Source organism: Geothrix campi (assembly GCF_024609265.1).
In the GTDB taxonomy this organism is placed as follows: Bacteria; Acidobacteriota; Holophagae; order Holophagales; family Holophagaceae; genus Geothrix; species Geothrix campi.
Window position 1 is genome coordinate 424,630 of sequence record NZ_JANHMP010000003.1, and the last position, 24,863, is coordinate 449,492.

Here is a 24,863-nt window from a genome sequence, read left to right on the forward strand (position 1 = left end):
TCCGCCCCAAGCCTAGCGCCACTCCATGCTGAATCCCTTCCTCCAGTACCGTCCCCAGGATCGGGGTTTCCTGCTCTGCATGCCCGAGGCGGTGGAACCCGCCGAGTGGGCCCGGGCGCTCCGCACTTTGCCGGGCGACCTGCAGGGCCGGGAGCGTCTGACCCCCGCCAAGGCCCAGATCTTCCTGCCCGATGCCTCCCTGGTGGAGATGCACGCGGTGCCCCTCCGTTGGCAGAGGGCCTACCCGTGGCTCTCCTTCCTGGCCCTGCGGCCGGGGAATGCCGGCCCCACCCTCCGCTACTGGGCCACAGCCCTGCGCCTGCTCCAGTCCCTCGTGGTCCGTGGCGCCCTGCTGCCCCAGCTGGACACCAAGGGCAACCCCTGGAAGGCCCGCTGGGGCGTGAGCCTCACCAGCCCCTCGGACCGCACCGCCCTGCGTCAGCTCGCGGAAGCCATGCCCCCCGCGGCCCTGGCCTTCCCCGAGAACGACACCTGGGCCTTCACCAAGACCGTGGCCCTCGGTGAGCTGGACGCCTTCGACATCGAGGACGACCTGGCCATGCCGCCCTCCGTGGATGCGGTGCTGACCGCCTTCCTGGAAGACGGGGCCGACTTCATCATGCGGTTCGTGGCCGGCGGGCTGCGCGCGGGCGACGATCCCCGCCTGGGCCTCATCCATCGCCTGCGGGGGCACAAGCGCGACCGCCTGCCCTGGGACGAGCGCCTCATGGTGGCCCTGGCCCACCAGCTGCCCGAGTTCCCCACCATCGGCATCACCGAACGCACCCTGGGCGAACAGCTGGTCCAGTGGAGCGAGGGCGCCCGGCCCCAGTGGGTGCGGCCCAGCCTGCGCCTGGAGGCGCCGCTCGTGCCGACCCACAGCCAGGAGGTCCAGGAGGCGGACCGGCTGGCGGAGGAAGGCTGGATCCTCAAGGTGGGCCTGGAGACTGAGGCCGGGGCGGATATCGGCGTCACCAAGCTGTGGGAGCCCTCCACGGAACCGGAGGTTCTGCAAGCGCGCCAGGTCCTGCTGCGCGGGCTGGCTCGCGCCGTGCCCTTCTTCCCGGCCCTGGAGCGGGCCCTTTCGGGACAACGCCCCGAGGATCTGGTGTTGCGCCCGACGGAGGCCTGGGGCTTCCTGACCCGGGGTGCGGCCCAGTTGAAAGAAGCTGGCTTCCTCGTCCACATCCCCGAGGCCCTGGCGGACTTCGGCGGCGCCAAGCGCCTGCGGGCCAAGGTGCGCCTGGGCGCCCGCAGCATCGAGGAGTCCGCCACCCAGGCCCAGGCGGGCCTGGAGGGGAGCGTGAGCGCCGACTGGTCCCTCATGCTGGGCGACGATGCCCTGAGCGTGGAGGACTTCGCCCAGATGGCGAGCCTCAAGCACCCGCTGGTGGCCTGGAAGGGCAAGTGGGTGGCGCTGGATCCCGAGACCCTCAAGCAGATCTCCACGGTTCTCCAGGCCAGCCGCGGCGCGGGCTTCGAGAGCATGACCAAGGGCGAGGCCCTGGCCGCCGCCCTCACGGGCACGGCGCGCATCCCGGGCGTGAGCGAAGCCATCGAAGTCGAGGTGGCCGGCGACTTCGGGGCCGCCCTCGATGATCTGAAGATCCTGCCCGACAAGCCCATCACCCAGCCCGTCACCTTCCATGGCCAGCTGCGCCCCTACCAGCTGCGCGGCCTGGCCTGGCTGGAGGGCCTGTCCCGCCTCGGGCTGGGCGGCATCCTGGCTGACGACATGGGCCTCGGCAAGACCATCCAGGTGCTGGCCCTGCTGCTGCACCGCCAGGAGCAGAGCCCCCAGCACGGCCCCGCCACCCTGCTCGTCTGCCCCACCTCGCTGCTGGGCAACTGGGAGCGCGAGCTGGCCAAGTTCGCGCCCAGCCTGCCGGTCTTCGTGCACCACGGCAACAACCGGGACCGCCTGCCCGCCACCTTCAAACCCCACACCCTCGTGCTCACCACCTACGGCGTGGTGCGCCGCGAGGAGGATACCTTCGCGACCCACGCCTGGGGCGGGGTGGTGGTGGATGAGGCCCAGGCCATCAAGAACGCCGGCTCCGCCCAGGCCAAGGCCGTGCGGAAGCTGCGGGGGAACTTCCGCCTGGCCCTCACGGGCACCCCCATCGAGAACCGGCTCACGGAACTCTGGGCCATCATGAGCGCAGGGCTCCCCGGGTATCTCGGCAGCGAATCCCAGTTCAAGGAGCACTTCGCCACGCCCATCGAGAAGTACCGGGATCCGGACGCCGCGGCCGAACTGCGCCAGCGCATCGGCCCCTTCATCCTCCGCCGCCTCAAGAGCGACCGCGCCATCATCCAGGACCTGCCCGAGAAGCAGGAAATGAAGGTCTTCACCACACTGAGCCGCGAGCAGGCCGAGCTCTACCAGTACCGCGTGGAGAAGATGGACGAAGAGCTGGATGCCGCCACGGGCATCGAACGCCGGGGCCGCATCCTGGCCCTGCTCACGCACCTCAAGCAGATCTGCAACCACCCCAGCCAGTTCCTGAAGGCCCAGGGGCCCTATCGGGGCCGGAGCGGCAAGCTGGACCGCCTCACGGAGATGCTGGAGGAAGTCGTCGAGGCCGGCGAGCGGGCCCTCGTCTTCACCCAGTTCAAGGAGATGGGCGACCGCCTGCAGGTCCACCTCCACGATGCCCTGGGCTTCGAGCCGCCCTTCCTCCATGGCGGCACCACGCGGGAGGGCCGCGACGAGCTGGTGCGGGCCTTCCAGGAGGACCCGGACTCGTCGCCGGTGCTGCTCCTCAGCCTCAAGGCCGGCGGTGTGGGCCTCAACCTCACGGCCGCCACCCACGTCTTCCACTTCGACCGCTGGTGGAACCCCGCCGTGGAGGACCAGGCCACGGACCGCACCTACCGCATCGGCCAGACGAAGAATGTACAGGTCCACAAGCTCGTCACCATCGGCACCCTGGAGGAGAAGATCGACGCCCTGCTGGAATCCAAGCGCGACCTCGCGGACCGCGTGGTGGGCACGGGCGAGGGCTGGCTCACGGAGCTGGATGACGATGCCCTCCGCCGCCTGGTGGCCCTGGACCCCGACGCCGAGCTGATGGATCCCGATGAGGGCAACGGCGAGGAACCCCCGGCGCCGAAAGCCGGCCCTTCAACGGGCCGCCGGAAGGCCAAGGAGGTGGCGCCATGATCAGCCACACCGACCGCTTCGGCGCCACCTGGTGGGGCCGCCTCTGGATCAACGGCCTCGAAAAACTGGGGGACGACTACGAGAACCGCCTGCCGCGCGGCAAGAAGTACGCGGAAGATGGCCACGTCTCCCACTTCGGCGTGCAGCCCGGCGAGATCCAGGCCCGCGTCCACGGCCGCAAGACCTACAACGTGACCCTGGGCCTGCCCGCCCTCACCGCGGCGCAGTGGGAGAAGGCCCTGGCCCGCATCGCCCAGGAGAGCCGCTTCGTGGCCTCGCTGCTGGCCGGCGAGATGCCCCAGGGTCTGGACGAGACCTTCCGCGAGGCCGGTGCCAGCCTCTACCCGCGCGTCCCCAAGGAGCTGCAGACCCACTGTGATTGCCCCGACTGGGCCAACCCCTGCAAGCACGTGGCGGCGGTCTGCTATGTGATGGCCGAGGCCCTGGACCGTGATCCGTGGCTGCTCTTCGATCTGCGCGGCAAGACCCGCGACGAGGTGATGCAGGCCCTCCAGTCCGCCCTGGAGGCCGCCGCCGTGGCCGCCCCCAAGAAGCGCGGGCGTCCCCCCAAGAAGCAGACCACGGTGGCAGACCTCCTCAAGCGCGAGCAGGCCCAGCCCGAACCCTGGCGCCACCTGCCGGAGGAGGCCTATGACGCCCTGCCCATGCCCCTTCCCGAGATCAGCATCCCCCGCGTGATCCCACCGGATCCGTCCGTGTTCACCCAGCTGGGGCCCCTGCCCCACGCCCGCATCGAGACCAGCCTCTGCCTGGCGGCCCTCATGCATCGGACCGCCCAGTGGGTGCTGCAGCAGATCGAAGAAGGCCCGCGCCGGCTGGATGACGGTGAATCCGAGGCCGAGTTCGAGCAACCCGCCTCCCCCTTCGACACCCCCCTGCCGCCCCCGGCCCGGCCCGGCCGCAACTGGCGCCACAAGAAGCGGCGCTGGGGGAAAAAGAGCGGACAATAACCGGTCTCAGGAGTTTCCATGCGTACCATCGCCACCCCGAACGCCCCCGCCGCCATCGGCCCCTACAGCCAGGCCCAGATCTCCGGCGGCCATCTCTTCACCGCGGGACAGATCCCCCTGGTCCCCGAGACCATGGAGATGGTCACCGGTCCCATCGAGGCGCAGACCGATCAGGTCATGAAGAACCTCCACGCCGTTCTCCTCGCCGCCAACACCGGCTGGGACCGCGTGGTGAAGACCACGGTGTTCCTCACGGACATGGCCGACTTCGCCGCCTTCAACGCCATCTACGAAAAAGCCCTCGGCAGCGCCAAGCCCGCCCGTAGCACCGTGCAGGTGGCGGCCCTCCCCCGCGGCGCGAAAGTCGAGATCGAGCTCATCGCCGAAGTCTAGTTCAGCTCGGTTCCCACCACGAAAAAGGCGCGGAGATTCCGCGCCTTTTTTGGCGTTCGCCCGGCCTCAGTTGCTGCGCAGGCGCTTCCGGTACAGCTGGGCGATGTCGGCGGGCAGCGGGTAGAGCGAAGCCTGGGCGACAGCCGTCTGGCCCTGGCGGGAGAGGACGTACTGCAGGAACTCCGCGACCGCCGGAGCCAGGGACTTGCCGGGAGCGCGGTTCACATAGAAGTAGTAGGTCCGGGCCAGGGGGTACTTGCCCGAGACCACATTCTCCTGGGTCGGCGGGACCGGATCCTTGGCCTGCAGCGGCGTCACAGCCAGGGTCTTGTTGCGGGCCAGCCAGTTGGACAGCGTGGCGATGCCGATGCCGTTGGCATCGGTCATCACGGCTTCGGCGATGCCCGGCCAATCCACCTCGTCATGGACGGTGGTCTTGTACTTGCCCTTCAGGAGCACCAGGTCGCGGATCCCGGACCGCGCGGCCGTGCCCTCGGCGCGCATGTAGGGATGGATGGGGCGCTTGGAATAATCACCCCGGACGCCCAGGTCCCCCCAGGTGTCCACGGGCGCATCCTTCTTGTAACCGGCGTTGTGGGTGGTGGAGAAGGCCGCGTCGAGCTGATCCATCCCGATGTCCTTGATGGGATTGCCGGCATTGACGAAGACGATGAAGGCGTCGTAGCAGACCACCAGCCTGGTGGGGGTGTAGCCGAATTTCTTCTCGAAGGCCTGGTGTTCCTCCAGGGTGAGCTCGCGGGCGAGGTGGATCATGGGCACCGCGTTGTCCATCAACGCCTTCACGGCGGTGGTGGATAGGCCCTGGGTGACCTTGAACTGGGCCTGGGGCTGCAGGGCCTTGAACCCGGTCTTCCACTCCTCCCAGACATCCGTCAGGGAATCGGCGCCGATGCTTTCGATCACCGCGTTGACGTCCTGAACCGGCGCGTAAGAAGGCAGGTTGGGATCCAGCTTGGGGACATGCTGGACGACCCCCTGGCTGAACAGCAGGGTGCTGGCCGTGAGGGCGAGGAAGAACGAGCGCATGGAGACTCCTGGGGACAAGGAGGACGAGCCCCGGGCACCGTCGGCCGGGTACTCGTCCCAAAGCAGAACACTCCCCAAGTCTAGTATCTTTTGATTAAATTACTATAATTTTTACCAATCCATTCGATTGTATAACTCAATTTATTGCTTTTTTTCAATCTCATCTCGTCCCAGTCTGCGTCCTGGAGATCCGAGCGTAATTCCGGGGGCCTGCCTAGTTGGCCCGGAGCCGCTTCCGGTTCATCTGGGCGATCTCCGTGGGCAGGGGATACAACATGGCCTGGGCCACCGCAGCCTGGCCCTCCCGGGACAGGGCGAACTGCAGGAATTCGGCCACCGCGGGGGGCAGGTCCTTGCCAGGCGCGCGGTTCACATACAGGTAGTAGGTGCGGGAAAGGGGGTACCGGCCGGAGATCACGTTCTCCTGGGTGGGTGCCACGGCTTCCTTGGCGTGGAGCGGCGTCAAGGCGAGGGTCTTGTTCCGGCTCAGCCAGCTCGCGAGGGTGCCGATGCCCAGGCCGGAGGCATCGGTCATGACCGCCTCCGAAATGCCGGACCAGTCGGGGCACTCCAGCACGGTGGGCTTGTACTTCCCCTTGAGAAGCACCATCTCCTGGATGGTGACCCGGGAGGCGAGCCCTTCGGCGCGCATGTAGGCGTTGATGGGCCGCCGGTTGTAGTCCCCGTTGCGAACCCCCAGGTCTCCCCAGGTGTCCACCGTGGAATCCGACCGGTAACCCGCGAGCTTGGTGGTGGAGTAGGCCGCGTCCAGCTGGTCCATGCCCAGGTCCTTGATGGGATTCGCCGCGTTCACGAACACGATGAAGGCGTCGTAGCACACCACCAGCTTGATGGGCTGGTAGCCGAACTTCTTCTGGAAGGCCTGGGCTTCCTCCACCTTCATTTCCCGGGGCAGGTGGAGAAGGGGCGCACCATCTTCGATGAAAGCCTTCAAGGCGCGCGGCACCGGAACATGCGCCACCTTCAGCTGGACCTTGGGTTGGACGCGCTTGAACCCGACCCGCCACTCCTCCCACACATCAGCGAGCGAATCGGCCCCGATGCTTTCCAGCACCCCATCCACCTGGGCCGTGGGGGCGTAGGCTGGGAAGCTCGGATCCACCTTGGGGGCGTACTGGACCACGCCCTGGCTGAGCAGGGCGGTGCAGACGGCGAGCGAAAACACGAGATGGCGCATGATGACCCCTGGTATGTGAAACATGAGATTCACTGGGGCGCATCGCTGCCCAGTCAGGGACTGGATGGGGCGCCCTTCGGATCCTGCAGACAGGGTTAATCTACCACCGCATCCTTTACGCTCTGGCAAAATCCTTCCTGGAAACTGTCAGGTCAATCCCAGCCTGGCCTTGAGGGCGGGTGCGGCCCCCCGGCTGACCTCCAATTCCACCCCTCCGGCCAGGCGGACGAGGAGGCGGCCCGAATCCCCCGCCCGGACGCCGAGCACGGCCTCGGGCCGGATCAACAGGTGGCGATGGCCGCGGACCACCCTGGGCCCCAGGGCCAGTTCCGCCTCCGCCAGAGTCTTCCACGCGGTGCGCAGCCGCTCGCCCACGAAGGCCCACACGACGCCATCCTCGAACAGGAAGTGCGTGGTCTTCGCGAGATCCACCAGCACCAACCCCGCGCCTGCCCTCACGGGGAACCGGAAGGGCCCGGTGGGCCGGAGCGTGGCCTCGTGCCCAGCGCCATTCCCCACCGTGGCACGCAGGCGCTGGAGGGTGGCCGCCAGCCGCTCGGCCGTCACCGGCTTGAGCAGGTAGTCGGTGGCGGCCTGTTCGAAGGCCCGCACGGCATGCTCCGCATAGGCCGTCACGAACACCACGGGGATGGGCCGCGGCAGATCAGCGTTCACATCCAGCCCGGTGAGGCCGGGCATCTGGATGTCCAGGAACAGGGCGTCCACACCTTCGCCACGGGCCAGCCAGGCCAGCACGGAAGGTCCATCCTCCAATGCCGCCACCACTTCGCAACCCGCCTCCCGCAGCAGTCGCGTCAGCCGACGCAAGTTGAAGGGCTCGTCCTCGGCCACCAGCACGCGCAGCGGAGGCCTGCTCATGCCTTCACCTCCAGCCTCAGCTCGGCCACGGTCCAGTCGCCTTCCCGTTGGAGCCGCAGCGCATCCGCCGGGGCCCCGAGGAGGCGCAACCGCTCGCGCAGGTTCCGCAAACCCAGGCCCTGCCCTTCCCCCGCCGTCGGTGCTGGCCCCGTGTTGGCGACCCGCACGCAGATCCGACCGTCCTCCCGGGCCACCTTCACCGCCAGGGCCCCGCCCCCCAGGGCCATGGCCACGCCGTGCTTCAAGGCGTTCTCCACCAGGGGCTGGATCATCAGGGGTGGAACCTCCACCTCATCCAGGGCCTCGGGCCAGTCCCAGGTTTCGCGCAGGCGGTGGCCCAGGCGCAGCCGCTCCAGGGCCAGATGCCGCTCCACCAGCCGGCGTTCGTCGCCAAGAGGGGCCCGCAGGCGCGAGCCATGATCCAGCAGCGTGCGCAATAAATCAGACAGGTTCACCAGGGCGGTCTCCGCGGCCGCCGGATCCTCACGCACCAGCTCTGTCAGGCCGCTGATGGCGTTGAAGAGCACGTGGGGATTCATCTGGCCCTGGAGAACACGGGCCTGGGCCTCGTCCGCGACCCGGCGGTAGGCCGCTTCCTGGAACTCGGCGCGCTCGCGGTCCGCCAGGACCCAGCCCAGCAGCAACCCGAAACAGAGGTGCGCCACGCCAAGGACCCAGAACCGGGGGTGGATGGGAATGCGCCCCGGCTCCTCCCGGCGGGGCCCCAGGCCCCGGTGGGGGCCCCCGCGCTCCATCATGGTCGCGCCCGGCCCGGGGCCCCGGCCTGGAGTCAGCGGTCCGCCGGCCGAACCCAGAAGCAGAAGGACGCCGAGGGTCAGGGCGGCCATCCAGGGCAGGGCCTGGGCCGCCCCGCGCAGGGTCCCCGCCGTGGGGCGCTCATCCCCTGTCCACTGCCAGGGCAGAGGCGCGAGGACGAGGAAGAGGGCCACCCAGAGCAAGGGCGCCAGCGTCTCGGCGAGACTCGGCCAAGGCAGGCCCATCAGGCCCCGGGTGCCATTCCACACCAACCCGAACAACAGCGCGGCGCCCCAGGTGCGGGGGCGCCGCGTCCGCTGCCAGGTGGCCTGGAGGACCGCTGAAGCGCGCATGGAATGCCAGGATAGCCGGGACTATTTCGCCGGCGGCCCGTCCGGGTTCATGCCGCGACCGGCGCCGGGCCCCCAGCCTTCCCGCGGGCCCCGGCCCGGTCCGAAGCCGGGGCCCATGCCCCGCTTCTCGAACTGGGCCTTCTGCTCGGCCGTGAGGATGGGCAGGATTTCCTGCTGCGCTGCCCGATGCTCGAGCAGCAGGTCGAACTGGGCCACCGAAGCCTTTTCATGCAGGGCCTGGAGGGTCTTGGTGTCGGTGGCAAGATTGGCCATGGCCTCGCGCAAGGCCTTGTGGGCAGCCCCCGCGGCCTCCCCCTTGGCCTTGAAGGCCGCCTGATGGCGTTCGTGGATGGCCTTCACCTGGGTCTGCTGGGCTTCGGTGAGGTTCAAGCCCATGAGGCTCCGGCCCGCGCCACGGCCATGGCCATGACGGAAACCTGGCGCAGGGTCAGGGTCCTGGGCCGAGAGAGAGGCGCCCAGGGCCAGCAGGGCCCCAGCGAGGGCGGCGAAACGAAGGGGGTGGGCGTTCATGGGCGACTCCGGGTGTCGGGGGCGGATCATCCGTCCACACCAGGAGATGCGCTTTGGGTCGCTCCGGTTGGGTGGCGCCTTCGAACAGCAGATTCCGGGCCCTCAATGGCAGATCCGGGCGGTTGAATCGAGGGGTGGAAGGTCGTGCTATTCCTCCTCGGTCTCCCCGATGTCCTCCTCGATGGCCTCCCAGCGGTGGTGGGCCTGGAAGGCGGGATCCTCCAGGCGGGCCAGGAAGTCCGTCATGCGAGATCCCCAGGCCGATCCGGCCACGCAGCCCGGGGGCAGGTGGGGCAGCAGCTCGGCCGGAGCCTCCTCCAGGCAGAGCTGGGTGAGGATCAGGCTTTGGCGGAAACTCTCCCCCACCGGGGTGAGGTTGGCCGCCAGGGTCTCGAGGATCTCAGTCAGCGGCGCATCCTCCGGCAGTCCCTGCGCCTCTGTCTCGAGGAGGGTCACGGTCTTGAGGCGTGCGGCCAGCAACTTCAGGTGGAGGCGCTCCAGGTCGCGCCGGGTAGCCCCCTTGGCCAGGGCGTGCGCTGTGTCCTCCAGGTGGGGATGCAGCTTGCGGAACAACAGGGAAAGGGCGGTTTCCGCCGAGGACATGGGAACGGCTTCGGTCATGACCCCAGCCTACTACCGCCTGGGGGTGGCGCCTGCCATTGGACGGACGGGCGCCCGTGGTTCAGCATGGGAGGCAGGAGTTCCCGTGGCCCCTTCGGACCTGCTCGACCTGACGACCCTCCAGAACCTGGTGGAACTGGATGACGGCAATCATGGGCTGGTGCTCGAGATGATCGGCATCTTCCGGGAGGACACCCAGGGGCGCATCGGGGACATCCTCGCCGCCGCAGCCCGTCAGGATGCCGAGGAATTTTCCCGGGCGGCGCACGCCCTCAAGGGCGGTGCCGGAGCCCTGGGCGCCAAGGCCCTGCGCGCCAAGGCTGCGGAGCTGGAGGCCCTGGGGCGCGGCGGTTCCGTAGAAGCCGGCCCGGAGCTGCGAACCAACCTGGAAACGCTCTTCCAGGAGAGCCTCGCGGCCCTGGAGGCCTACGTACGCGAGGGCGAATCCCGACGCGGGTGATCTCCCTCAGGGCGCCCCGAAAGGCTTCACGCCGCTGGTGCCCTTGGGCGGTGGCTGGTCGCTGATCTGGACCCGACCGTTGGCGTCGGTCCACTGGTAGATGCGCGTGGCCGCCCGCTGCTGGGCGGTGGGTTCCGGCACGGTCTTCTGCTCCTCCACCTGGAAGCCGCCCCGGCCCTTCTTCAGCAGGGCCATGCTGCCCGCCAATTTCGGATCGGGCTGGACCGCTTTGCGGTTGTAGAGGTCGAGGACTTTCGGCACGTAGGCCAAGGTCTCCCGGTAGGGCGGCACGCCCTTGTAGCGGTTCACCGCGCCCTCGCCGGCGTTGTAGGCCGCCACCACCTTGTTCAGGTCGCCTTCGTAGTAGCCGTGGAGCCACTTCAGGTACTTCACGCCCCCACTGATGTTCTGCCGGGGGTCGAAGGGATCCAGCACGCCGAAGCGCTCCGCCGTGGAGGGCATGAGCTGCATGAGGCCCAGGGCCCCCGCCTTGGAGCGGGCCCGGTAGTTGAAGGCGCTTTCCGCCTGGATGATGGCTCGCGCCAGGTGCATGTCCACGCCCTCGGCCTGGGCGATCTCGTCCACCAGCGCGATGAGCTCGGGGCTTTTCAGGGCCCGGGCCATCTCGGCAGGGGTCACCGCGAGGCGCACCTTGCCCACGCCCACATGCTTGAGGATCAGCCCCTGGCCCTTCATGTAGCTGGGCGGGAGGTTGTTGATCACCAGGCGGCCCTGCCGGTCGTAGTAGGTGTAGAGATAGGTGACGCCGGGTTTCCCCCCGCCTCTCGAAGCCTTCGGCACCCCGGCGGCGAGAGCCAGGGAGACCAGGGGGAGGAGCAGGACCAGGCGACGCATCGAGCTTCCATGATACGTGCACGGAGATTTCCATGCTTCAAGCCTGACGCAAGCGCCTTGCCAGGCTGCCTGGTTTACATATTTCTCCGGTACTGTCCGCCGACTTCGTAGAGGGCCTGGCTGATCTGGCCGAGGCTGCAGACCTTGGCCGCATCCAGGAGGGCGCCGAAGAGATTGCCACCCTGACGGGCGAGGCTCTTGAGGCGGGCCAGGGCTTCGGGAGCCTGGTCGGCGTTGCGGGCATGGAAGGCCGCGAGGTTCTGGATCTGCTGCTGTTTCTCCGCCTCGGTGCTGCGGATCAGCTCGGGCGTGCCCAGCTCGGCGGGTTTGGGATTCAGGAAGGTGTTCACCCCCACGATGGGCAGCTCCCCATTGTGCTTGAGGTGCTCGTAGTGCATGGACTCTTCCTGGATCTTGCCCCGCTGGTACATGGTCTCCATGGCGCCCAGCACACCGCCGCGGTCGGCGAGCCGCCGGAACTCCGCCAGCACGGCCTCCTCCACCAGCTCCGTCATCTGCTCGATGAGGAAGGCCCCCTGGAGCGGGTTCTCGTTCTTCGCCTCGCCCAGCTCCCGATTGATGATGAGCTGGATGGCGATGGCGCGGCGCACGCTCTCTTCGGTGGGGGTGGTGATGGCCTCGTCGTAGGCGTTGGTGTGCAGGCTGTTGCAGTTGTCGTAGATGGCGTAGAGCGCCTGCAGCGTCGTGCGGATGTCGTTGAAGTCGATCTCCTGGGCGTGCAGGGAGCGGCCCGAGGTCTGGATGTGGTACTTCAGCTTCTGGCTACGGTCGTTGGCGCCGTACTTCTCCTTCATGGCCACGGACCAGATGCGGCGGGCCACACGGCCGATGACGCTGTACTCGGGATCCAGCCCATTGCTGAAGAAGAAGCTCAGGTTCGGCGCGAAGTCGTCGATGTGCATGCCGCGGGACAAGTAGTACTCGACGAACGTGAACCCGTTGGCCAGGGTGAAGGCCAGCTGGGTGATGGGGTTCGCCCCGGCCTCGGCGATGTGGTAGCCGCTGATGCTCACGGAGTAGAAGTTGCGGACCTTCTCCTCGATGAAGGTCTGCTGGATGTCGCCCATGACCTTGAGGCTGAACTCCGTGCTGAAGATGCAGGTGTTCTGGGCCTGGTCCTCTTTGAGAATGTCCGCCTGCACCGTGCCGCGCACGGTCTGGAGGGCCTCGGTCCGCAGCTTAGCGTAGACCTCCGGGGGCAGCACCTCGTCGGCGGTGGCGCCCAGGAGCGCCAAACCCAAGCCATTGTTGCCGTCGGGGAGCACTTCGCCATAATGCGGGCGGGTCAACCCCTTCGCTGCGTATTTCGCGTCGATCTTCGCCTGGGCGGCCTCCAGTTGACCATGCTCCTTCAGCCAGAGTTCCGCCCGCTGGTCGATGGCCGCGTTGAGGAAGAAGGCCAGCATGGTGGGGGCGGGCCCGTTGATGGTCATGCTCACGCTGGTGGTGGGACAGAGCAGATCGAAACCCGAATAGAGCTTCTTGGCGTCATCCACCGTGCAGACCGAGACGCCGCTGTTCCCGACCTTGCCATAGATGTCCGGGCGGACGTGAGGGTCCTCGCCGTAGAGGGTCACGCTGTCGAAGGCGGTGCTGAGGCGGACGGCCGGCTGGCCCTTGCTCACGTAGTGGAAGCGCTTGTTGGTGCGCTCCGGTGTGCCCTCGCCCGCGAACATGCGCGTGGGATCCTCGCCCACGCGCTTGTATTCGAAGACGCCGGCCGTGAAGGGGAAGCGACCCGGCAGGTTCTCCAGCAGCTGCCAGCGGAGCAGCTCACCCCAGCCCGAGTAGGGCGGTAGCGCGACCTTGGGCACCAGGGACCCGCTGAGGGATACGGTGTAGTTGGCCGTGCGGATCTCTTTGCCGCGCACCACGTAGATGTTCTCGGGTTCCGTGTAGCTGCGCTTCAGCTCGGTCCAGTCGTGGATCAGGCGGCGGCTTTCGGCGTGCAGCTCGCCCAGATGCTCCTGATAGCGCTGCCGGAGCAGGAGGATGGCGACGCCCTGATCGCCTTCGCCGGCTTCGGTGAGGTGCGCCGAATCATAGAAGGCACCGGCGGGAGGCACCTTGTCGCCCAGCGCCAGGAGGCTCGTCCAGAGGGCATGGGCCAGCTCGGCGGTCTCCGCCTGGCGCCGGGCCCAGGCCTTGTAGCCCTGCACGGTGTCGGCGATCTCCGCCAGGTAGCGCACCCGCTCCGGCGGGATGATGGCGGCGCGGCGGGGGTTCCCGGCCTCCGCCTCGAGCTTCGGCGCCCAGTCCAGGCCTGTCTTGGTGGCCAGTGCCTTCACCAGGTTCACGAAGAGCCAGTTGGTGGCGGGGTCGTTGAACTGGCTGGCGCAAGTGGCGTAGACCGGCATGTCGTCGGCCGCCTCGCTGAACCGCTTGTGGGCGCGCTGGTACTGCTTGCGCACATCGCGCAGGGCATCTTCGGCCCCGCGCTTGTCAGCCTTGTTCAGCACGACGAGGTCCGCGAAGTCCAGCATGTCGATCTTCTCAAGCTGGCTGGCGGCCCCGTACTCCGGCGTCATCACGTACATGGAGAGGTCCACCAGATCCGCGATCTCGCTGTCGCTCTGCCCGATGCCCGCGGTCTCCACGATCACCAGGTCATAGCCCTCCGCCTTGGCGGCGGCGATGCTGGCCACCAGGGCCTCGCTGGTGGCGCGGTGGGCCGCGGCGCGCGTGGCGAGGCTGCGCATGAACACGCGGTCCCGCAGCTCGGGGTGGTAGAGGGCGTTCATCCGGATGCGGTCGCCCAGCAGGGCGCCGCCGGTCTTGCGCTTGGTGGGATCCACGCTGAGCACGGCCACGCGCTTGTCCGGGAAATCCACCAGGAAGCGCCGCAGCAGCTCGTCGATGAGGGAGGACTTGCCAGCGCCGCCGGTGCCGGTGATGCCGAGGACGGGCACGGTGACCTGCGCGGGGGTCGTGGTGGGCTGCCCCGTCAGGTCGCCAAGCTCGATCTTCGTGATGCGACGGGCCAGGCGATGGTACTCGGGGGTGGTGCGGGGATCGACGTCACACCGGCGCACCATGTCGTCGATCATGCCCTGGAGACCCATGTGGCGGCCGTCCTCAGGGCTGTAGATGCGGGCCACGCCATAGCCTTCGAGCTCGCGGATCTCGTCGGGCGAAATGACGCCGCCGCCGCCGCCGAAGACCTGGATATGGTCGGCGCCCCGCTCCCGTAGCAGGTCCACCATGTACTTGAAGAACTCGACGTGGCCGCCCTGGTAGCTGGAGAGGGCGATGCCCTGGGCGTCCTCCTGGATGGCGGTCTCCACGATGTCCTGCACCGAGCGGTTGTGGCCCAGGTGGATCACCTCGCAGCCCGTGGCCTGGAGGATGCGCCGCATGATGTTGATGGCTGCGTCGTGGCCATCGAACAGGCTGGCGGCGGTGACGAAGCGGACCTTGTGCTTCGGCGCATAGCCTTCGGCGGCAAGGGCGGCGGTATCGGACGCGGTAAGTGTGGACATGGAACCCCCATTCGGGCGAACCCTCAGTCTACCGGGGGTCCGCTTTCATCCGAAGCCACTGTTCACTCTCGGGTCAATTGTCCTCCGGCCGCGTCAGTTGTCCTCCAGCAGGCCGATGGGGAAGCGGTCCTCCATGAGGTTCTGCCGCTCGCGCAGGTGCTGCATGAGGGCCTTCCACTTGGGCAAGCCGCGAAGGGGTTCCAGCATGGGGCTGCGCTCGTACCAGGCGGTGCAGCCGAACCCGCGGGCGAAGGCGCGCCCCGCCATGTCCATGGCACTGGCCCGGTCGCCGATCAGGGCGTAGGCCTCCGCCAGTCGAAGCGTGAACTCGCCGTCGGGCTCGCGCATGCCAATGCGTTCCTGGTCATATTCCCGCAACTTCTTCCAGGCCTCGTCCTTCTGCCCTTCCAGGATCAGGTCGTAGATCTGGCTCAGGCGGAGGATGTTCGGATAGCCGTTGGCCAGGGCCGCGGCGGCCTTGAACTCTCGCTGGGCCAAGGCCTGGTCCCCTCGCACCAGGGCCAGATAGCCCCGGTAGAAGGGCAGCACGCCGGAGGTGCTGCGCAGGTGCCCCGGCTGTTCCTGGAGGCTGGCCTCGAAGCGCTGGACCTCGCCGGTGTACAGGCAGGTGATATCCACAGCCTGGGGCTGGAGGTTGGCGAAGGCCAGCTGGTCGCGCAGGTCCATGGCCCGCCGGGACAGGGGCAGCAGCCCGGCCCCCCGGGCCGCATAGGCGATGCCCGTCAGCAGCGTCGGGTTGTGGGGCTGCCGGCGCCTGGCCTGCATCAGCAGGGTCAGGGCTTCCGCCTGATTGCCACCGTCCGCCTTGAGCAAGGACAAGAGGAAGACCCCCCTGGGATGGTAGGGGGCCAGGCCCAGCCCGCGCTGGATCAGGGCCTCGGTCTCGGCCTGCTCCTGCCGGAAGGCGGCCGGACTGTTCAACATGCGCCGGTAGCGCAGGTTGCCGAGGAGAATCCACGTACTGGCACAGGTGGGCTCCACCTCCGCGGATCGCTCCACCAGCCCCATGGCCTCCTCCAGGTGCTCGTTCTGGAGGCGCCAGGCGCTCGCCCTGACCAGATCCCAGAAACAGGCCGCCTGCCGGGGAATCAACGCCGAGGTTTCCGACCTGCGGATGCGTTTGGGAAACCCGTCGAGGAAGGCCTCGAAGGCTTCCGCCGGCTTCAGGGCTTCCCCCTGGCATCGGATCCAGATGGGGGGAGCGCCCTTGGTCAGGTGGTCCCCCCAGGCATAGCGATAGGAGAGGCTCAGCGCCTCCCCCTGACGGGAAGGCTCCAACAGCACCAGCAGGGCCCGGGGTTGGGAGCGGAGGACCTCCAGATTCCCGGGCACCTCCGTGACATTGGTGACGGCCACCTGCCCGAAGGATTCCAGGTGGTCCTGGACCAGGGCCCCGATGGCCCGGCAGGCGGCGGAATCGAGTCCGGAAGCGCCTCCCGGGGCCCGGGTGATCAGCAGCACGCGCAGGGGACTGCGCAGCCCCCGGGCGGCCAGCAGCCAGGCGACACCACCCCCGACCCCCAGGATGAGGAGGAACAACAAGCCCAGGACCAGGGCCAGGCGGCGGGTACGGGGGTCGGCTTCGCGCATAAGTTCGCTTTAGGTTACGGGTTTTTCCCGGACCTCCAAAGGGCGAAGGTGACCTTCCAATCATTCCGGCCCGATACCTCGGATGCTCCGCCACACCGATGAGGCCGCATAATCTCCGAGGAGCCGCCATGATCCCCAGCCCCCGACGCTTCACCCAGGGTCTCGCCATGCTCTTGGCCCTGCCCATCCTGGCCCAGTCTCCGGCTCGTCCCCCCCTTCAGCCCCCCAGCGAAGAGGCCACCATCCAGCGGTTCCGGGCTCATGCCGCCCCCCGGGCCGTGGCGCAACGCCCGCCCCTCAGCCTCGAGGAACGGAACACCATCCGGCGGTTCAAGGAGGCCAAGCCAAGCGTGGTCTACGTCTCCGCCATCGCTCCCGTCCAGGACCTCCGGACCCTCGACATCACCAAGGTCCCCACCGGCACGGGAACGGGCTTCGTCTGGGACGAGTGGGGCCACGTGGTCACCAACCACCATGTCATCACCGTGGAGGACAAGGGAACCCGGATCGGCGACGTGGACGAGGTGGAGGTCACCCTCGCGGATGGCAAGGCCTACAAGGGCCGGGTGATCGGCACCAGCTTCGCCTATGACATCTCGGTGCTCCAGGTCTTCGCGCCACTCAGCGCCATGCGCCCCATCCCCATCGGGCGCAGCCACGATCTCCAGGTGGGCCAGGAGGTGACCGCCATCGGCAATCCCTTCGGGCTGGATCACACCCTCACGAAGGGCGTCGTCTCGGCCCTGGGTCGCGAAATCGGCACGGGCTACAGCACGCGGATCCTGAACGCCATCCAGACGGATGCCGCCGTGAACCCGGGCAATTCCGGCGGGCCCCTGCTCGACAGCGCCGGGCGACTGGTGGGCATGAACACGGCCATCGCCGCGGCCACGGGCGCGTCCGTGGGCATCGGCTTCGCCATCCCGGTGGACACGCTGAACCGGGTGGTACCCCTGCTCATTGCCAGGGGGAGGCTGGAACCGCCCCGCATGGGCTTCGAGACCATGGGCAGCTACGAGGCCCAGCAGATCTTCGGCATCACGCGCGGCTTGGTCGTGAAGGTGGTGGATCCGGATTCGCCCGCCGGCCGGGCCGGCCTCCGCGCCCTCGAGGTGGATGCCTCAGGCCGCGTCAAGACCATGGGCGACATCCTCCTGGGCTACCAGGGGAGGCAGATCGAGAACGAAGGCCAGTTCATGGCCATGCTGGAGCTCGAGTCCCCGGGCGACGAAGTGATCTTCGACGTCCTCCGCGACGGGCGGATCATCAAGGTGAAGCTGAATCTCAGGGTTCCGAAGAAGAAGGAACCCACGAGCATCTGAACCAGCCTAATGGTGATGGTGCGGTTCCTCCGGCACCGGAGCCGGGGCCACCGGCTTGGCGGGACGGGCCTTGGGATCCAGGTAGTGGAGCGGAACCCTGAGCGGTTCCTCCAGGTTCGAGCAGTGGACCAGCAGGAGGGCTTCCGGCCCGGTCCCCATGCGCCGGATCCGCAGGACCTGACGCGCGGCCTCGGGCCCGGGGGCATCGAGCACCTGGAAACCGCGCCCTTGGACCTCCGTCTTCAGGATGCGGAAGGGCTTCCCGTCCCGGGCGCGGAGCTCCAGGGCCAGCAGGGTGTTCTTCGGCTCCGTGAACACCACGCGCGAAGGCTCGGGCACCACGGGCAGGCTGATGCGCCAATCCAGGTAGAGGGTGAACAGGGGCTGCTTCGGCGCGTTGGTGGCCACCTTCAGCACCTCCAGGCCCGCGGTGACACCCGGCTTCAGGCGCCGGGGCCGCAGGGTCAGGCGCAAGTCCGATCCGCTCTCTCCCGGAACCAGTTCTGCGTCGAGATAGGGAGGGATCTCCGAGGCGAGCGCCAGCTTCAAGGGATCACCACCCTCACGCCGGAATCGGAAGCTCAGCTCCGGACTCTCGTGGGGCGCCACGTCCCCGAAGGATTTGCGCTCGGCATCCACCGTCACCTCGGGCCGCACCATCATGTCGTAGCGCAGGATGTAGTTGGGCTGGCCGGGATCGTCGGTGCCCAGCCGGACGGCCCCCTTGATGGCCCCCACCAGGCCTGCCGGATCCACCTTCACCTTCACCATGCGGACTTCGCCCGGTTGCAGGGGCGCGGCCAGTTGCCCCTCGTCCAGGCTGAGGCCCAACGATAGGTCGAGCACCCGCAGATGGAAGGGCCGCTCGTGGAGGCTCTTGATGCCGTAGACCGCCTCCCGGATCTCGCGGGGGCCCACGCTGCCCAGGTGCACCGGGAACGGCGTGGTGAGCTCGATGCGGGCCGGAGGCACCGGGTCCGGTTTGGCCGGAGCCGGGGTGGGTGGCACCTGCATCAGGAGAAGGAGGGCGGGTAGGAGCAGCATGTCGGATCCTGGAGGGGTCCTTCCAGTGTGCCGTGAGGGCGGCCGGGCACCGGGATGTTAATTGTTGTTAAGTGCAGCGAATTCACCTCGCGGTCATGCCCGGTCTGGGTGGAATGGGGAGAACCCTTTTCCCGAGGTGACCATGCGCGCATTCCGCGTTCTCTTTGCCCTGCTCCTGGCCGTGGCCCTGGGGGCCCAGACTCCCAAGAAGGTCCTGTTCGACCATACACGGCACGAGGAAGCCGGCACCTCTGCCGAGTGGGTGATCTGCTCGGCCAGCGAGCCCAACCCCAGCCCCACAGCCCCCGCCTCCGAGGCCGACTGGAACGGTGGCATCAGCGCCTGGGCCTTCGACCTCTACAAGGCCGGCTACACCGTCCAGACCCTTCCCCCCACCGGCCGCGTCACCTACGGGGATGCCACCAACGCCCAGGACCTCGCGAACTACGCGGTCTACATCATCCCCGAGCCCTATCTCAAGTTCACGGCCACCGAGAAGCAGGCCATCCTCACCTTCGTCCAGAACGGCGGCGGCCTGTTCATGGTGTGCAACCACCCCGGCGCCATCCGCTACAGCGGCACCGGAGGTACGGATGCCTACACCGTGTTCAACGATCTGGTGGCCGTGAACGGCGGCAACCCCTTCGGCTTCACGTTCGTCCCCGGTCATGGCCCCGGCGACGCCCTGGCGAACACCACCAGTACTGCCTTCACCACCAGCACCTCTCCCGCGGCCCAGGCCATCATCCACGGCGCCTACGGCGGCCTGGGCCTGATGGACTTCCATTCCTACTCGTACCTGAACTTCTACACGACCCAGAACCCCAACGTGCAGGAGATCCTGCACACCCAGATCAGCGGCGACACGGGCTCCTTCATCGTGACCTGCACCGTGGGCTCCGGCCGGGTGGTGGCCATCAGCGACAGCTCCCCTTCGGATGACGGCACGACCACCACTTCCGGCAAGTCCCTCCACACCAGCTACAGCATCAACAGCAACCGCGCCTTCTTCCTGAACGCTACGAGCTACCTGGCGGGCACCACCAGCGCCCCCACGCCCTCGGTGAGCATCGTCTCCCCGGCCTCCAACCCCACGATCCTTGCTGGCGGATCCGTGAGTTTCCAAGGCAGCGCCAGCATTTCCGACGGCAGCGCCCTCACCTACAGCTGGTCCTTCGGCGACGGCTCCACCGCCGCGGTGCTGGGGCCCGTGAGCCACACCTACACCACCGCCGGCACCTATACGGCCACCTTCACCGCCACCAGCAACCAGGGTAAGTCGGCTTCGGCCTCCCGCACCGTCACCGTGAGCCCGGCCTCCTTCACCCTCACCGCCAGCGCCGGTACCGGTGGCATCATCAGCCCGGCCGGGGCCGTCTCGGTGGCGAATGGCGGCAGCCAGACCTTCACCATCACCCCCGCCACCGGCTACGTCATCAGCAGCGTTACGGTGGATGGCGTGAACCAGGGGGCCCTCAGCTCGTACACCTTCAGCAACGTGACGGCCAGCCACACCATCGCCGCCGCCTTCGCCGCCAGCGCCGGCAGCAGCCTGAAGGAGACCTTCGACACCGGCACCAAGACCGCCTACGCCACCGGCACCGTGGCTCTCGCCACCGGCACCTGGACGCTGAATGACGCGCTGCTCGGCAACACTACCTCGGATCCCAAGGTCGGCACCCAGAGCGTCCGCACCCGCAACAGCGGCAAGGTGACGATGGCGTTCAACTTTGCCACCGGCGCCAAAACTGTCTCGGTCAAGCACGCCAAGTACGGGACCGATGGCAATTCCACCTGGGGCCTCTGGTATTCCACCAACAGCGGCTCCATTTGGACCCAGGCCGGAAGCACTGTGACCACCTCCTCCACCACCCTCGCCACCGCCACCTTCACGGTGAACGTGGCCGGGGCCATCCGCTTCGAACTCCGCAAGACGGACGGCAGCGCCAACCGCGTGAACTTCGACGATTTCCAGATCGCCGGCTACTGACCCTTCCCGACTCCGAGAACCCTGGGCCCCGGCCCGGGGTTTTTCGTTATGCTTCGCCCATGAAGAGCCATCGCCAGGTCCTCACGCTCCACCTCCCCGGCCGCAGCGGCTTCGTGAACATCACGGCCGAGGTGGCCGCGGCAGTCCGGGACAGCGGCATCCGGGAGGGGCTCTGCCTGGTGAACTCCATGCACATCACCTCCAGCGTCTTCATCAACGACGAGGAGTCCGGCCTCAAGCAGGACTACCTCCGCTGGCTGGAGAAGCTGGCCCCCTTCAACGCGGGCAGCGACCCTGCCACGGGAGGCTACCTCCACAACCGGACGGGGGAGGACAATGGCGACGCCCACCACAAACGCCAGATCATGGGCCGCGAGGTGGTCGTGGCCATCACCGGGGGCCAGCTGGACTTCGGCACCTGGGAGCAGATCTTCTACGGCGAATTCGACGGCCGCCGGGACAAGCGCATCCTTATCAAGATCCTCGGGGAGTGACCATGATCAGCCGCGACCTCGCCTCCCTCCCCAGGCGTGATGCCTACCGCATCCTCTCCAGCCTGGTGATCCCTCGCCCCATCGCCTGGATCACGACGGTGGATGAGGCGGGCCGGGTGAACCTGGCTCCCTTCAGCAGCTTCATGGGCATCTTCGGGCCGCCCATGCTGGCTTTCACCGTGGGCCGCCGCCGGGATGGCTCCATGAAGGACACCCAGCGCAACCTGAAGGCAAACGGCCAGGCGGTGGTCCACCTGGCGGACCTGCCCCTGCTGGGACCCCTCCACGCCAGCGGGGCCGAGGTGGAACCCGACATCAGCGAGGTGGCGCGCCTGGGGCTGGCCACGGAGCCATCCCTCCAGGTGGCCCCGCCCCGCCTGAGGGAGGCCCCGGTCGCCCTGGAGTGCCGGCTGAACCGGGAACTGGACCTGGGGCCTGTCACCACCCTGGTCCTGCTGGACGTGGTGGTGGCCCACGCCGCGGAGCGCATCTGGAATGCCGAGTATGACTGCGCGGACGCCAGCCAGTGGAGGCCCGTCGTGCGGCTGGCCTCCGTGGTGGGGCCCAACTATGGCGCCCTGGGGGAGACCTTCAGACTCGGTCCTTCGGAGCTGCCCTGATCAGGCCTCGTCCGGCTCCACGAAGAGGTGCTGGATCTGGGGGAAGCGCTGGTGGAGATCCCGTTCCAGGGTGTTGATGGCCGCCACCAGGGCCGCCCCGCTGGGCTGGTCCCGAAACTTCACCTGCAGGGCCACCATGAGCCGATCGCTGCCGACGATGACGGCCACCAGGTTCAGCACCTGATCCACGGCGGGGTCCTCCTCCACGGCGGCGCGGATGGCGGCACGCATGGCCAGGGGCGGGGCCTCGTTCAGCAGCAGGCTCGTCACCTCCGTGCCCACAAAGGCCGCCACGCCAATGAGCAGGAGACCGATGGCCACGCTGCCGATGCCATCCCACACCGGGTTCCCGGTCCACAAGGTGAGCAGCACCGCCAGAAGGGCGAACACCAGGCCAAGAAGCGCCGCGATGTCCTCGGCCACCACCACCACCAGCTCCGTGCTGCTCGACTGGCGCAGGTAGCGCAGCAGGGACCGGCCGCGTCGCTCGGATTCGGCCGCGCGGAGGGCGCCGCGCAGGGACCAGCCCTCCAGGGCGATGGCGAAGAGGAGCAGCGCCACGGCCCAACCCAGATGATGGGGCTGTTCGGGATGACGGATCTTGTGGAGACCCTCCACCAGCGAGTAGAGGCCGCCCACGGTGAAGAGCAGCAAGGCCACGAGGAAGCTGGCCACAAAGGCGGCCTGCCCGTGGCCCAGGGGATGTTTGGGTCCTGCGGGCTTGGCGCCCTGGCGCATGCCAAGGAAGAGCAGCACCTGGTTCGCGCAGTCGGCGGTCGAATGGATGGCTTCCGTCAGGAGGCTGGAGCTTCCCGTCAGGAGGAACACCCCGAACTTGGAGACGGCGATGCCGCCGTTCGCGGCAAGGGCAAGGGCAATGGCGCGGGTGGAACCGGTGGACATGGGTCCAGGTTAACGGCTCCCTCCGCTGACCGGGCAGGGCTGGGCAGAACCGAGCTGATCAGGTCACCCGGATGTCCAGTTCCCGCAGCAGGTCGCCCAGCAGGTAGAGGGAACCGGTCACGAGCCGGGGGGCCTCGGCGGGCGCCTTCAGATGGGCGGCCGCCTCCCGCAGAGTCAGCAGGGGGGCCTCGATGCCCCAGGCCTCCCAGAGGTCCGGAGCCTTGGCGTAGCGGGGGGCATCCCCCTGGATGAAGGTCACCGACAGGGGGCGCATGCGCTTCAGTTCCCGGGCGACGCCAGCCAGATCCTTGTCGCCCATGGCGCCGAAATACAGATGGGGGCGGACGCCGCAGGCCAGGGCGTGATCGGCCAGGGCGCGGGCGCCGTCGGGATTGTGGGCGCCATCCATCCACAAACCCTGGAGGCCGGGCGGAGCCCAGAGCCGACCGGGCCAGCGGGTGTGGGCCACGCCTTCCCAGAGGGGTTCTTCGGGAATGGGGAAGCCGAGCCCCCGAAGCTGGCGGATGGTTTCAAAGGCCGTGGCCAGGTTGTCCAGCTGATGGAGCCCCGCCAGACCCACGCGCCGCCCCTGCACGCGGGAATGGTCCCAACGGATGTCGGCTGGTCCCAGGTGCGGCGCAGGGCAAAGCACCGGCTCGTTCGACAACAGCGGGCGGACCCATTCGGGATCCAGGGTGGGTCCCAGCACGAGGGGGCGGCCGCTCCGGGCCGTGCAGAGCTTCTCCCGGGCGATGGCTTCGCGGGTGTCACCCAGGTACTGCTGGTGATCCAGGCCCACGCTGGTGAGCACGGTGAGGATCGGATCCGTGGCGTTGGTGGCGTCCCAGCGCCCGCCCAGGCCGACCTCAACGAGGGCCACCTCGACGCCGGTCATGCGGAAAGCGGAGAGGGCCGCCGTGATCATCAGTTCGAAGTAGGTGGCGTTCACTCCGGTCCGGGCCTCGGAATCGAAGGCCTCTCCCAGCAGCAGCTCCAGGGCTCCCTCGCCGATGGGTTCGCCGTCCACCCAGATCCGCTCGGTGACGTCCACCAGGTGCGGCGAGGTGGTCCACCCCACCACGAAGCCCGCGGCCTTCAGCATGTGGGCTAGGAAGGCCCCGGTGCTGCCCTTGCCGTTGGTGCCCGCGATGAGGATGACGGGGAAGTTCGCGTCGGGGCGCCCCAGGCCTTCGAGCAGCGCATGGATGTTCTCCAGGCCGCACTTGATCCCGAGGTGGCCGCGCGCCTGGAGGCGCGGAATGAAGACGAGTTCAAGCCCCTCGCGCATCAGTCCCTGGGCGAGGGCATCATCCAGACCAGGCAGGCGGCGATGAAGTCCTTCAGGTGGTCGCGGGTGACGACCTTGTCCACCATGCCGTGGGTCTGCAGGAACTCCGAGCGCTGGAAACCCTCGGGCAGACTCTGTTTGATGGTCTGTTCGATGACGCGGGGACCGGCGAAGCCGATGAGGGCCTTGGGCTCGGCGATGTTCAGATCGCCCAGCATGGCGTAGCTGGCGCTCACGCCACCCGTCGTGGGGTCGGTCAGGATGCTCAGGTACGGCAGCCCCGCCTTGTCCAACTTGGCGAGGGCGGCGCTGACCTTGGCCATCTGCATCAGAGAGAGGGTGCCCTCCTGCATGCGGGCGCCGCCGCTGCAGCTGACGATGAGGAAGGCGCAGTGCTTCTCCAGGGCGCGCTCGGCCCCAAGGCGAAGCTTCTCGCCCACCACGCTACCCATGCTGGCGGCCAGGAAGTCGAAGTTCATGATGGCCGTCACCACCGGCTGGCCCGACAGGGTGCCCTCTACCACCACGACGGCATCCTCGGTCTGGCCTGCCTGTTCCAGCTTCTTCAGCTGGTCCTTGTAGCTCTTGGTCGAGACGAACCCGAGGGGATCCCCGCTCCGGAAGTGGCTGAAGAGCGTGGTCCAGCCCTCGTCCATCAGATTCTCGAGCCGCTCTTCCACGCCGATCCGGAAGTGGTACCCGCACTTGGGACAGACGTTGTGGGTGTTGACCAGCTCCTTGCGGTAGATCAACTCCTTGCACGCCTCGCACTTGATCCAGAGGCCCTCGGGCACCCGGACGGTCTTTTCTTCGACGGCGGTCTTCTGTTGACGCTTCTTGACGAACCAGGACATGAAAACT

The 24,863-nt window shown here is 68.0% G+C and carries 21 protein-coding genes; 8 read left to right on the top strand and 13 right to left on the bottom strand.

What is annotated here, in order from left to right:
• Window positions 1-25 precede the first annotated feature (25 nt).
• The 3 genes from NOV65_RS13750 to NOV65_RS13760 are packed head-to-tail and all read left to right on the top strand — an operon-like array spanning window position 26 to window position 4,530.
• Window positions 26-3,166, top strand: a complete 3,141-nt coding sequence (locus NOV65_RS13750) for a DEAD/DEAH box helicase (protein WP_257307050.1) — start codon at window positions 26-28, stop codon at window positions 3,164-3,166.
• Window positions 3,163-4,137, top strand: coding sequence for an SWIM zinc finger family protein (locus NOV65_RS13755; RefSeq protein WP_257307052.1), 975 nt, complete (start codon window positions 3,163-3,165; stop codon window positions 4,135-4,137). Before NOV65_RS13750 ends, NOV65_RS13755 begins: the two co-directional genes overlap by 4 nt.
• A gap of 18 nt (window positions 4,138-4,155) precedes the next feature.
• Entirely contained in the window at window positions 4,156-4,530 is a 375-nt protein-coding gene (locus tag NOV65_RS13760) for a RidA family protein (RefSeq protein WP_257307054.1), read from the top strand.
• 66 nt (window positions 4,531-4,596) lie between these two features.
• On the opposite strand, the gene NOV65_RS13765 is transcribed toward NOV65_RS13760, so the two are convergent.
• The 6 genes from NOV65_RS13765 to NOV65_RS13790 form a co-directional block, all read right to left on the bottom strand.
• Window positions 4,597-5,577: a PstS family phosphate ABC transporter substrate-binding protein gene (locus tag NOV65_RS13765; protein ID WP_257307056.1), complete on the bottom strand. Its 981-nt coding sequence runs from the start codon at window positions 5,575-5,577 to the stop codon at window positions 4,597-4,599.
• A 214-nt stretch (window positions 5,578-5,791) separates the two neighbouring features.
• A complete protein-coding gene (locus tag NOV65_RS13770; protein ID WP_257307058.1) occupies window positions 5,792-6,775 on the bottom strand; it encodes a PstS family phosphate ABC transporter substrate-binding protein in 984 nt (327 codons plus the stop codon).
• 147 nt (window positions 6,776-6,922) lie between these two features.
• Window positions 6,923-7,654, bottom strand: coding sequence for a LytR/AlgR family response regulator transcription factor (locus tag NOV65_RS13775; RefSeq protein ID WP_257307060.1), 732 nt, complete (start codon window positions 7,652-7,654; stop codon window positions 6,923-6,925).
• A complete protein-coding gene (locus NOV65_RS13780; protein WP_257307062.1) occupies window positions 7,651-8,763 on the bottom strand; it encodes a sensor histidine kinase in 1,113 nt (370 codons plus the stop codon). Before NOV65_RS13780 ends, NOV65_RS13775 begins: the two co-directional genes overlap by 4 nt.
• Window positions 8,764-8,784: 21 nt before the next feature.
• Complete coding sequence (locus NOV65_RS13785; RefSeq protein ID WP_257307064.1) at window positions 8,785-9,294, bottom strand: Spy/CpxP family protein refolding chaperone; 510 nt, start codon at window positions 9,292-9,294, stop codon at window positions 8,785-8,787.
• A 147-nt stretch (window positions 9,295-9,441) separates the two neighbouring features.
• Window positions 9,442-9,915, bottom strand: a complete 474-nt coding sequence (locus NOV65_RS13790; RefSeq protein ID WP_257307066.1) for a hypothetical protein — start codon at window positions 9,913-9,915, stop codon at window positions 9,442-9,444.
• Window positions 9,916-10,000: 85 nt separating this feature from the next.
• Here NOV65_RS13790 and NOV65_RS13795 point away from each other — a divergent pair, with 85 nt between their 5' ends.
• Window positions 10,001-10,375 carry an Hpt domain-containing protein gene (locus NOV65_RS13795; protein WP_257307068.1) on the top strand — a complete coding sequence of 125 codons (375 nt, stop codon included), beginning with the start codon at window positions 10,001-10,003 and terminating at the stop codon, window positions 10,373-10,375.
• 6 nt (window positions 10,376-10,381) lie between these two features.
• Here the strand turns inward: NOV65_RS13795 and NOV65_RS15515 are convergent, their stop codons facing one another.
• The 3 genes from NOV65_RS15515 to NOV65_RS13815 all read right to left on the bottom strand — a co-directional run bounded on the left by NOV65_RS15515 (window position 10,382) and on the right by NOV65_RS13815 (window position 16,341).
• Entirely contained in the window at window positions 10,382-11,230 is an 849-nt protein-coding gene (locus NOV65_RS15515) for a transglycosylase SLT domain-containing protein (protein WP_306672140.1), read from the bottom strand.
• A 74-nt stretch (window positions 11,231-11,304) separates the two neighbouring features.
• Window positions 11,305-14,730 (bottom strand): methylmalonyl-CoA mutase family protein, encoded by a 3,426-nt coding sequence (locus tag NOV65_RS13810; RefSeq protein WP_257307070.1) that lies wholly within the window; start codon window positions 14,728-14,730, stop codon window positions 11,305-11,307.
• 93 nt (window positions 14,731-14,823) lie between these two features.
• Window positions 14,824-16,341 carry a tetratricopeptide repeat protein gene (locus tag NOV65_RS13815; protein WP_257307072.1) on the bottom strand — a complete coding sequence of 506 codons (1,518 nt, stop codon included), beginning with the start codon at window positions 16,339-16,341 and terminating at the stop codon, window positions 14,824-14,826.
• A gap of 128 nt (window positions 16,342-16,469) precedes the next feature.
• On the opposite strand from NOV65_RS13815, the gene NOV65_RS13820 reads away from it, so the two are divergent.
• Window positions 16,470-17,663, top strand: a complete 1,194-nt coding sequence (locus tag NOV65_RS13820; RefSeq protein ID WP_257307075.1) for a S1C family serine protease — start codon at window positions 16,470-16,472, stop codon at window positions 17,661-17,663.
• 6 nt (window positions 17,664-17,669) lie between these two features.
• On the opposite strand, the gene NOV65_RS13825 is transcribed toward NOV65_RS13820, so the two are convergent.
• Window positions 17,670-18,707 carry a hypothetical protein gene (locus NOV65_RS13825; RefSeq protein ID WP_257307076.1) on the bottom strand — a complete coding sequence of 346 codons (1,038 nt, stop codon included), beginning with the start codon at window positions 18,705-18,707 and terminating at the stop codon, window positions 17,670-17,672.
• A 142-nt stretch (window positions 18,708-18,849) separates the two neighbouring features.
• On the opposite strand from NOV65_RS13825, the gene NOV65_RS13830 reads away from it, so the two are divergent.
• The 3 genes from NOV65_RS13830 to NOV65_RS13840 are packed head-to-tail and all read left to right on the top strand — an operon-like array spanning window position 18,850 to window position 21,811.
• Window positions 18,850-20,697: a PKD domain-containing protein gene (locus NOV65_RS13830; protein WP_257307078.1), complete on the top strand. Its 1,848-nt coding sequence runs from the start codon at window positions 18,850-18,852 to the stop codon at window positions 20,695-20,697.
• Window positions 20,698-20,756: 59 nt separating this feature from the next.
• Window positions 20,757-21,191: a secondary thiamine-phosphate synthase enzyme YjbQ gene (locus tag NOV65_RS13835; protein ID WP_257307080.1), complete on the top strand. Its 435-nt coding sequence runs from the start codon at window positions 20,757-20,759 to the stop codon at window positions 21,189-21,191.
• A 2-nt stretch (window positions 21,192-21,193) separates the two neighbouring features.
• Complete coding sequence (locus tag NOV65_RS13840; RefSeq protein ID WP_257307082.1) at window positions 21,194-21,811, top strand: flavin reductase family protein; 618 nt, start codon at window positions 21,194-21,196, stop codon at window positions 21,809-21,811.
• Here NOV65_RS13840 and NOV65_RS13845 read toward each other — a convergent pair whose 3' ends face one another.
• From NOV65_RS13845 to accD, 3 genes are read right to left on the bottom strand one after another with little or no spacing between them, the layout of a single operon-like run.
• Window positions 21,812-22,714 (bottom strand): cation diffusion facilitator family transporter, encoded by a 903-nt coding sequence (locus NOV65_RS13845; protein ID WP_257307084.1) that lies wholly within the window; start codon window positions 22,712-22,714, stop codon window positions 21,812-21,814.
• A gap of 58 nt (window positions 22,715-22,772) precedes the next feature.
• Window positions 22,773-24,002 (bottom strand): bifunctional folylpolyglutamate synthase/dihydrofolate synthase, encoded by a 1,230-nt coding sequence (locus NOV65_RS13850; RefSeq protein ID WP_257307086.1) that lies wholly within the window; start codon window positions 24,000-24,002, stop codon window positions 22,773-22,775.
• Window positions 24,002-24,856, bottom strand: a complete 855-nt coding sequence (gene accD / locus NOV65_RS13855; protein WP_257307088.1) for an acetyl-CoA carboxylase, carboxyltransferase subunit beta — start codon at window positions 24,854-24,856, stop codon at window positions 24,002-24,004. Before accD ends, NOV65_RS13850 begins: the two co-directional genes overlap by 1 nt.
• Window positions 24,857-24,863 lie beyond the last annotated feature (7 nt).

What these genes read in the sequence shown, in the direction of transcription:
- NOV65_RS13815 (WP_257307072.1), bottom strand. Translation starts at nt 16,341, where the DNA reads ATGCGCGAAGCCGACCCCCGTACCCGCCGCCTGGCCCTGGTCCTGGGC.
- NOV65_RS13780 (WP_257307062.1), bottom strand. Translation starts at nt 8,763, where the DNA reads ATGCGCGCTTCAGCGGTCCTCCAGGCCACCTGGCAGCGGACGCGGCGC.
- NOV65_RS13810 (WP_257307070.1), bottom strand. Translation starts at nt 14,730, where the DNA reads ATGTCCACACTTACCGCGTCCGATACCGCCGCCCTTGCCGCCGAAGGC.
- NOV65_RS13750 (WP_257307050.1), top strand. Translation starts at nt 26, where the DNA reads ATGCTGAATCCCTTCCTCCAGTACCGTCCCCAGGATCGGGGTTTCCTG.
- NOV65_RS13840 (WP_257307082.1), top strand. Translation starts at nt 21,194, where the DNA reads ATGATCAGCCGCGACCTCGCCTCCCTCCCCAGGCGTGATGCCTACCGC.
- NOV65_RS13760 (WP_257307054.1), top strand. Translation starts at nt 4,156, where the DNA reads ATGCGTACCATCGCCACCCCGAACGCCCCCGCCGCCATCGGCCCCTAC.
- NOV65_RS13765 (WP_257307056.1), bottom strand. Translation starts at nt 5,577, where the DNA reads ATGCGCTCGTTCTTCCTCGCCCTCACGGCCAGCACCCTGCTGTTCAGC.
- NOV65_RS15515 (WP_306672140.1), bottom strand. Translation starts at nt 11,230, where the DNA reads ATGCGTCGCCTGGTCCTGCTCCTCCCCCTGGTCTCCCTGGCTCTCGCC.
- NOV65_RS13785 (WP_257307064.1), bottom strand. Translation starts at nt 9,294, where the DNA reads ATGAACGCCCACCCCCTTCGTTTCGCCGCCCTCGCTGGGGCCCTGCTG.
- NOV65_RS13835 (WP_257307080.1), top strand. Translation starts at nt 20,757, where the DNA reads ATGAAGAGCCATCGCCAGGTCCTCACGCTCCACCTCCCCGGCCGCAGC.
- NOV65_RS13775 (WP_257307060.1), bottom strand. Translation starts at nt 7,654, where the DNA reads ATGAGCAGGCCTCCGCTGCGCGTGCTGGTGGCCGAGGACGAGCCCTTC.
- NOV65_RS13790 (WP_257307066.1), bottom strand. Translation starts at nt 9,915, where the DNA reads ATGACCGAAGCCGTTCCCATGTCCTCGGCGGAAACCGCCCTTTCCCTG.
- NOV65_RS13820 (WP_257307075.1), top strand. Translation starts at nt 16,470, where the DNA reads ATGATCCCCAGCCCCCGACGCTTCACCCAGGGTCTCGCCATGCTCTTG.
- NOV65_RS13755 (WP_257307052.1), top strand. Translation starts at nt 3,163, where the DNA reads ATGATCAGCCACACCGACCGCTTCGGCGCCACCTGGTGGGGCCGCCTC.
- NOV65_RS13770 (WP_257307058.1), bottom strand. Translation starts at nt 6,775, where the DNA reads ATGCGCCATCTCGTGTTTTCGCTCGCCGTCTGCACCGCCCTGCTCAGC.
- NOV65_RS13850 (WP_257307086.1), bottom strand. Translation starts at nt 24,002, where the DNA reads ATGCGCGAGGGGCTTGAACTCGTCTTCATTCCGCGCCTCCAGGCGCGC.
- NOV65_RS13830 (WP_257307078.1), top strand. Translation starts at nt 18,850, where the DNA reads ATGCGCGCATTCCGCGTTCTCTTTGCCCTGCTCCTGGCCGTGGCCCTG.
- NOV65_RS13825 (WP_257307076.1), bottom strand. Translation starts at nt 18,707, where the DNA reads ATGCTGCTCCTACCCGCCCTCCTTCTCCTGATGCAGGTGCCACCCACC.
- accD (WP_257307088.1), bottom strand. Translation starts at nt 24,856, where the DNA reads ATGTCCTGGTTCGTCAAGAAGCGTCAACAGAAGACCGCCGTCGAAGAA.
- NOV65_RS13845 (WP_257307084.1), bottom strand. Translation starts at nt 22,714, where the DNA reads ATGTCCACCGGTTCCACCCGCGCCATTGCCCTTGCCCTTGCCGCGAAC.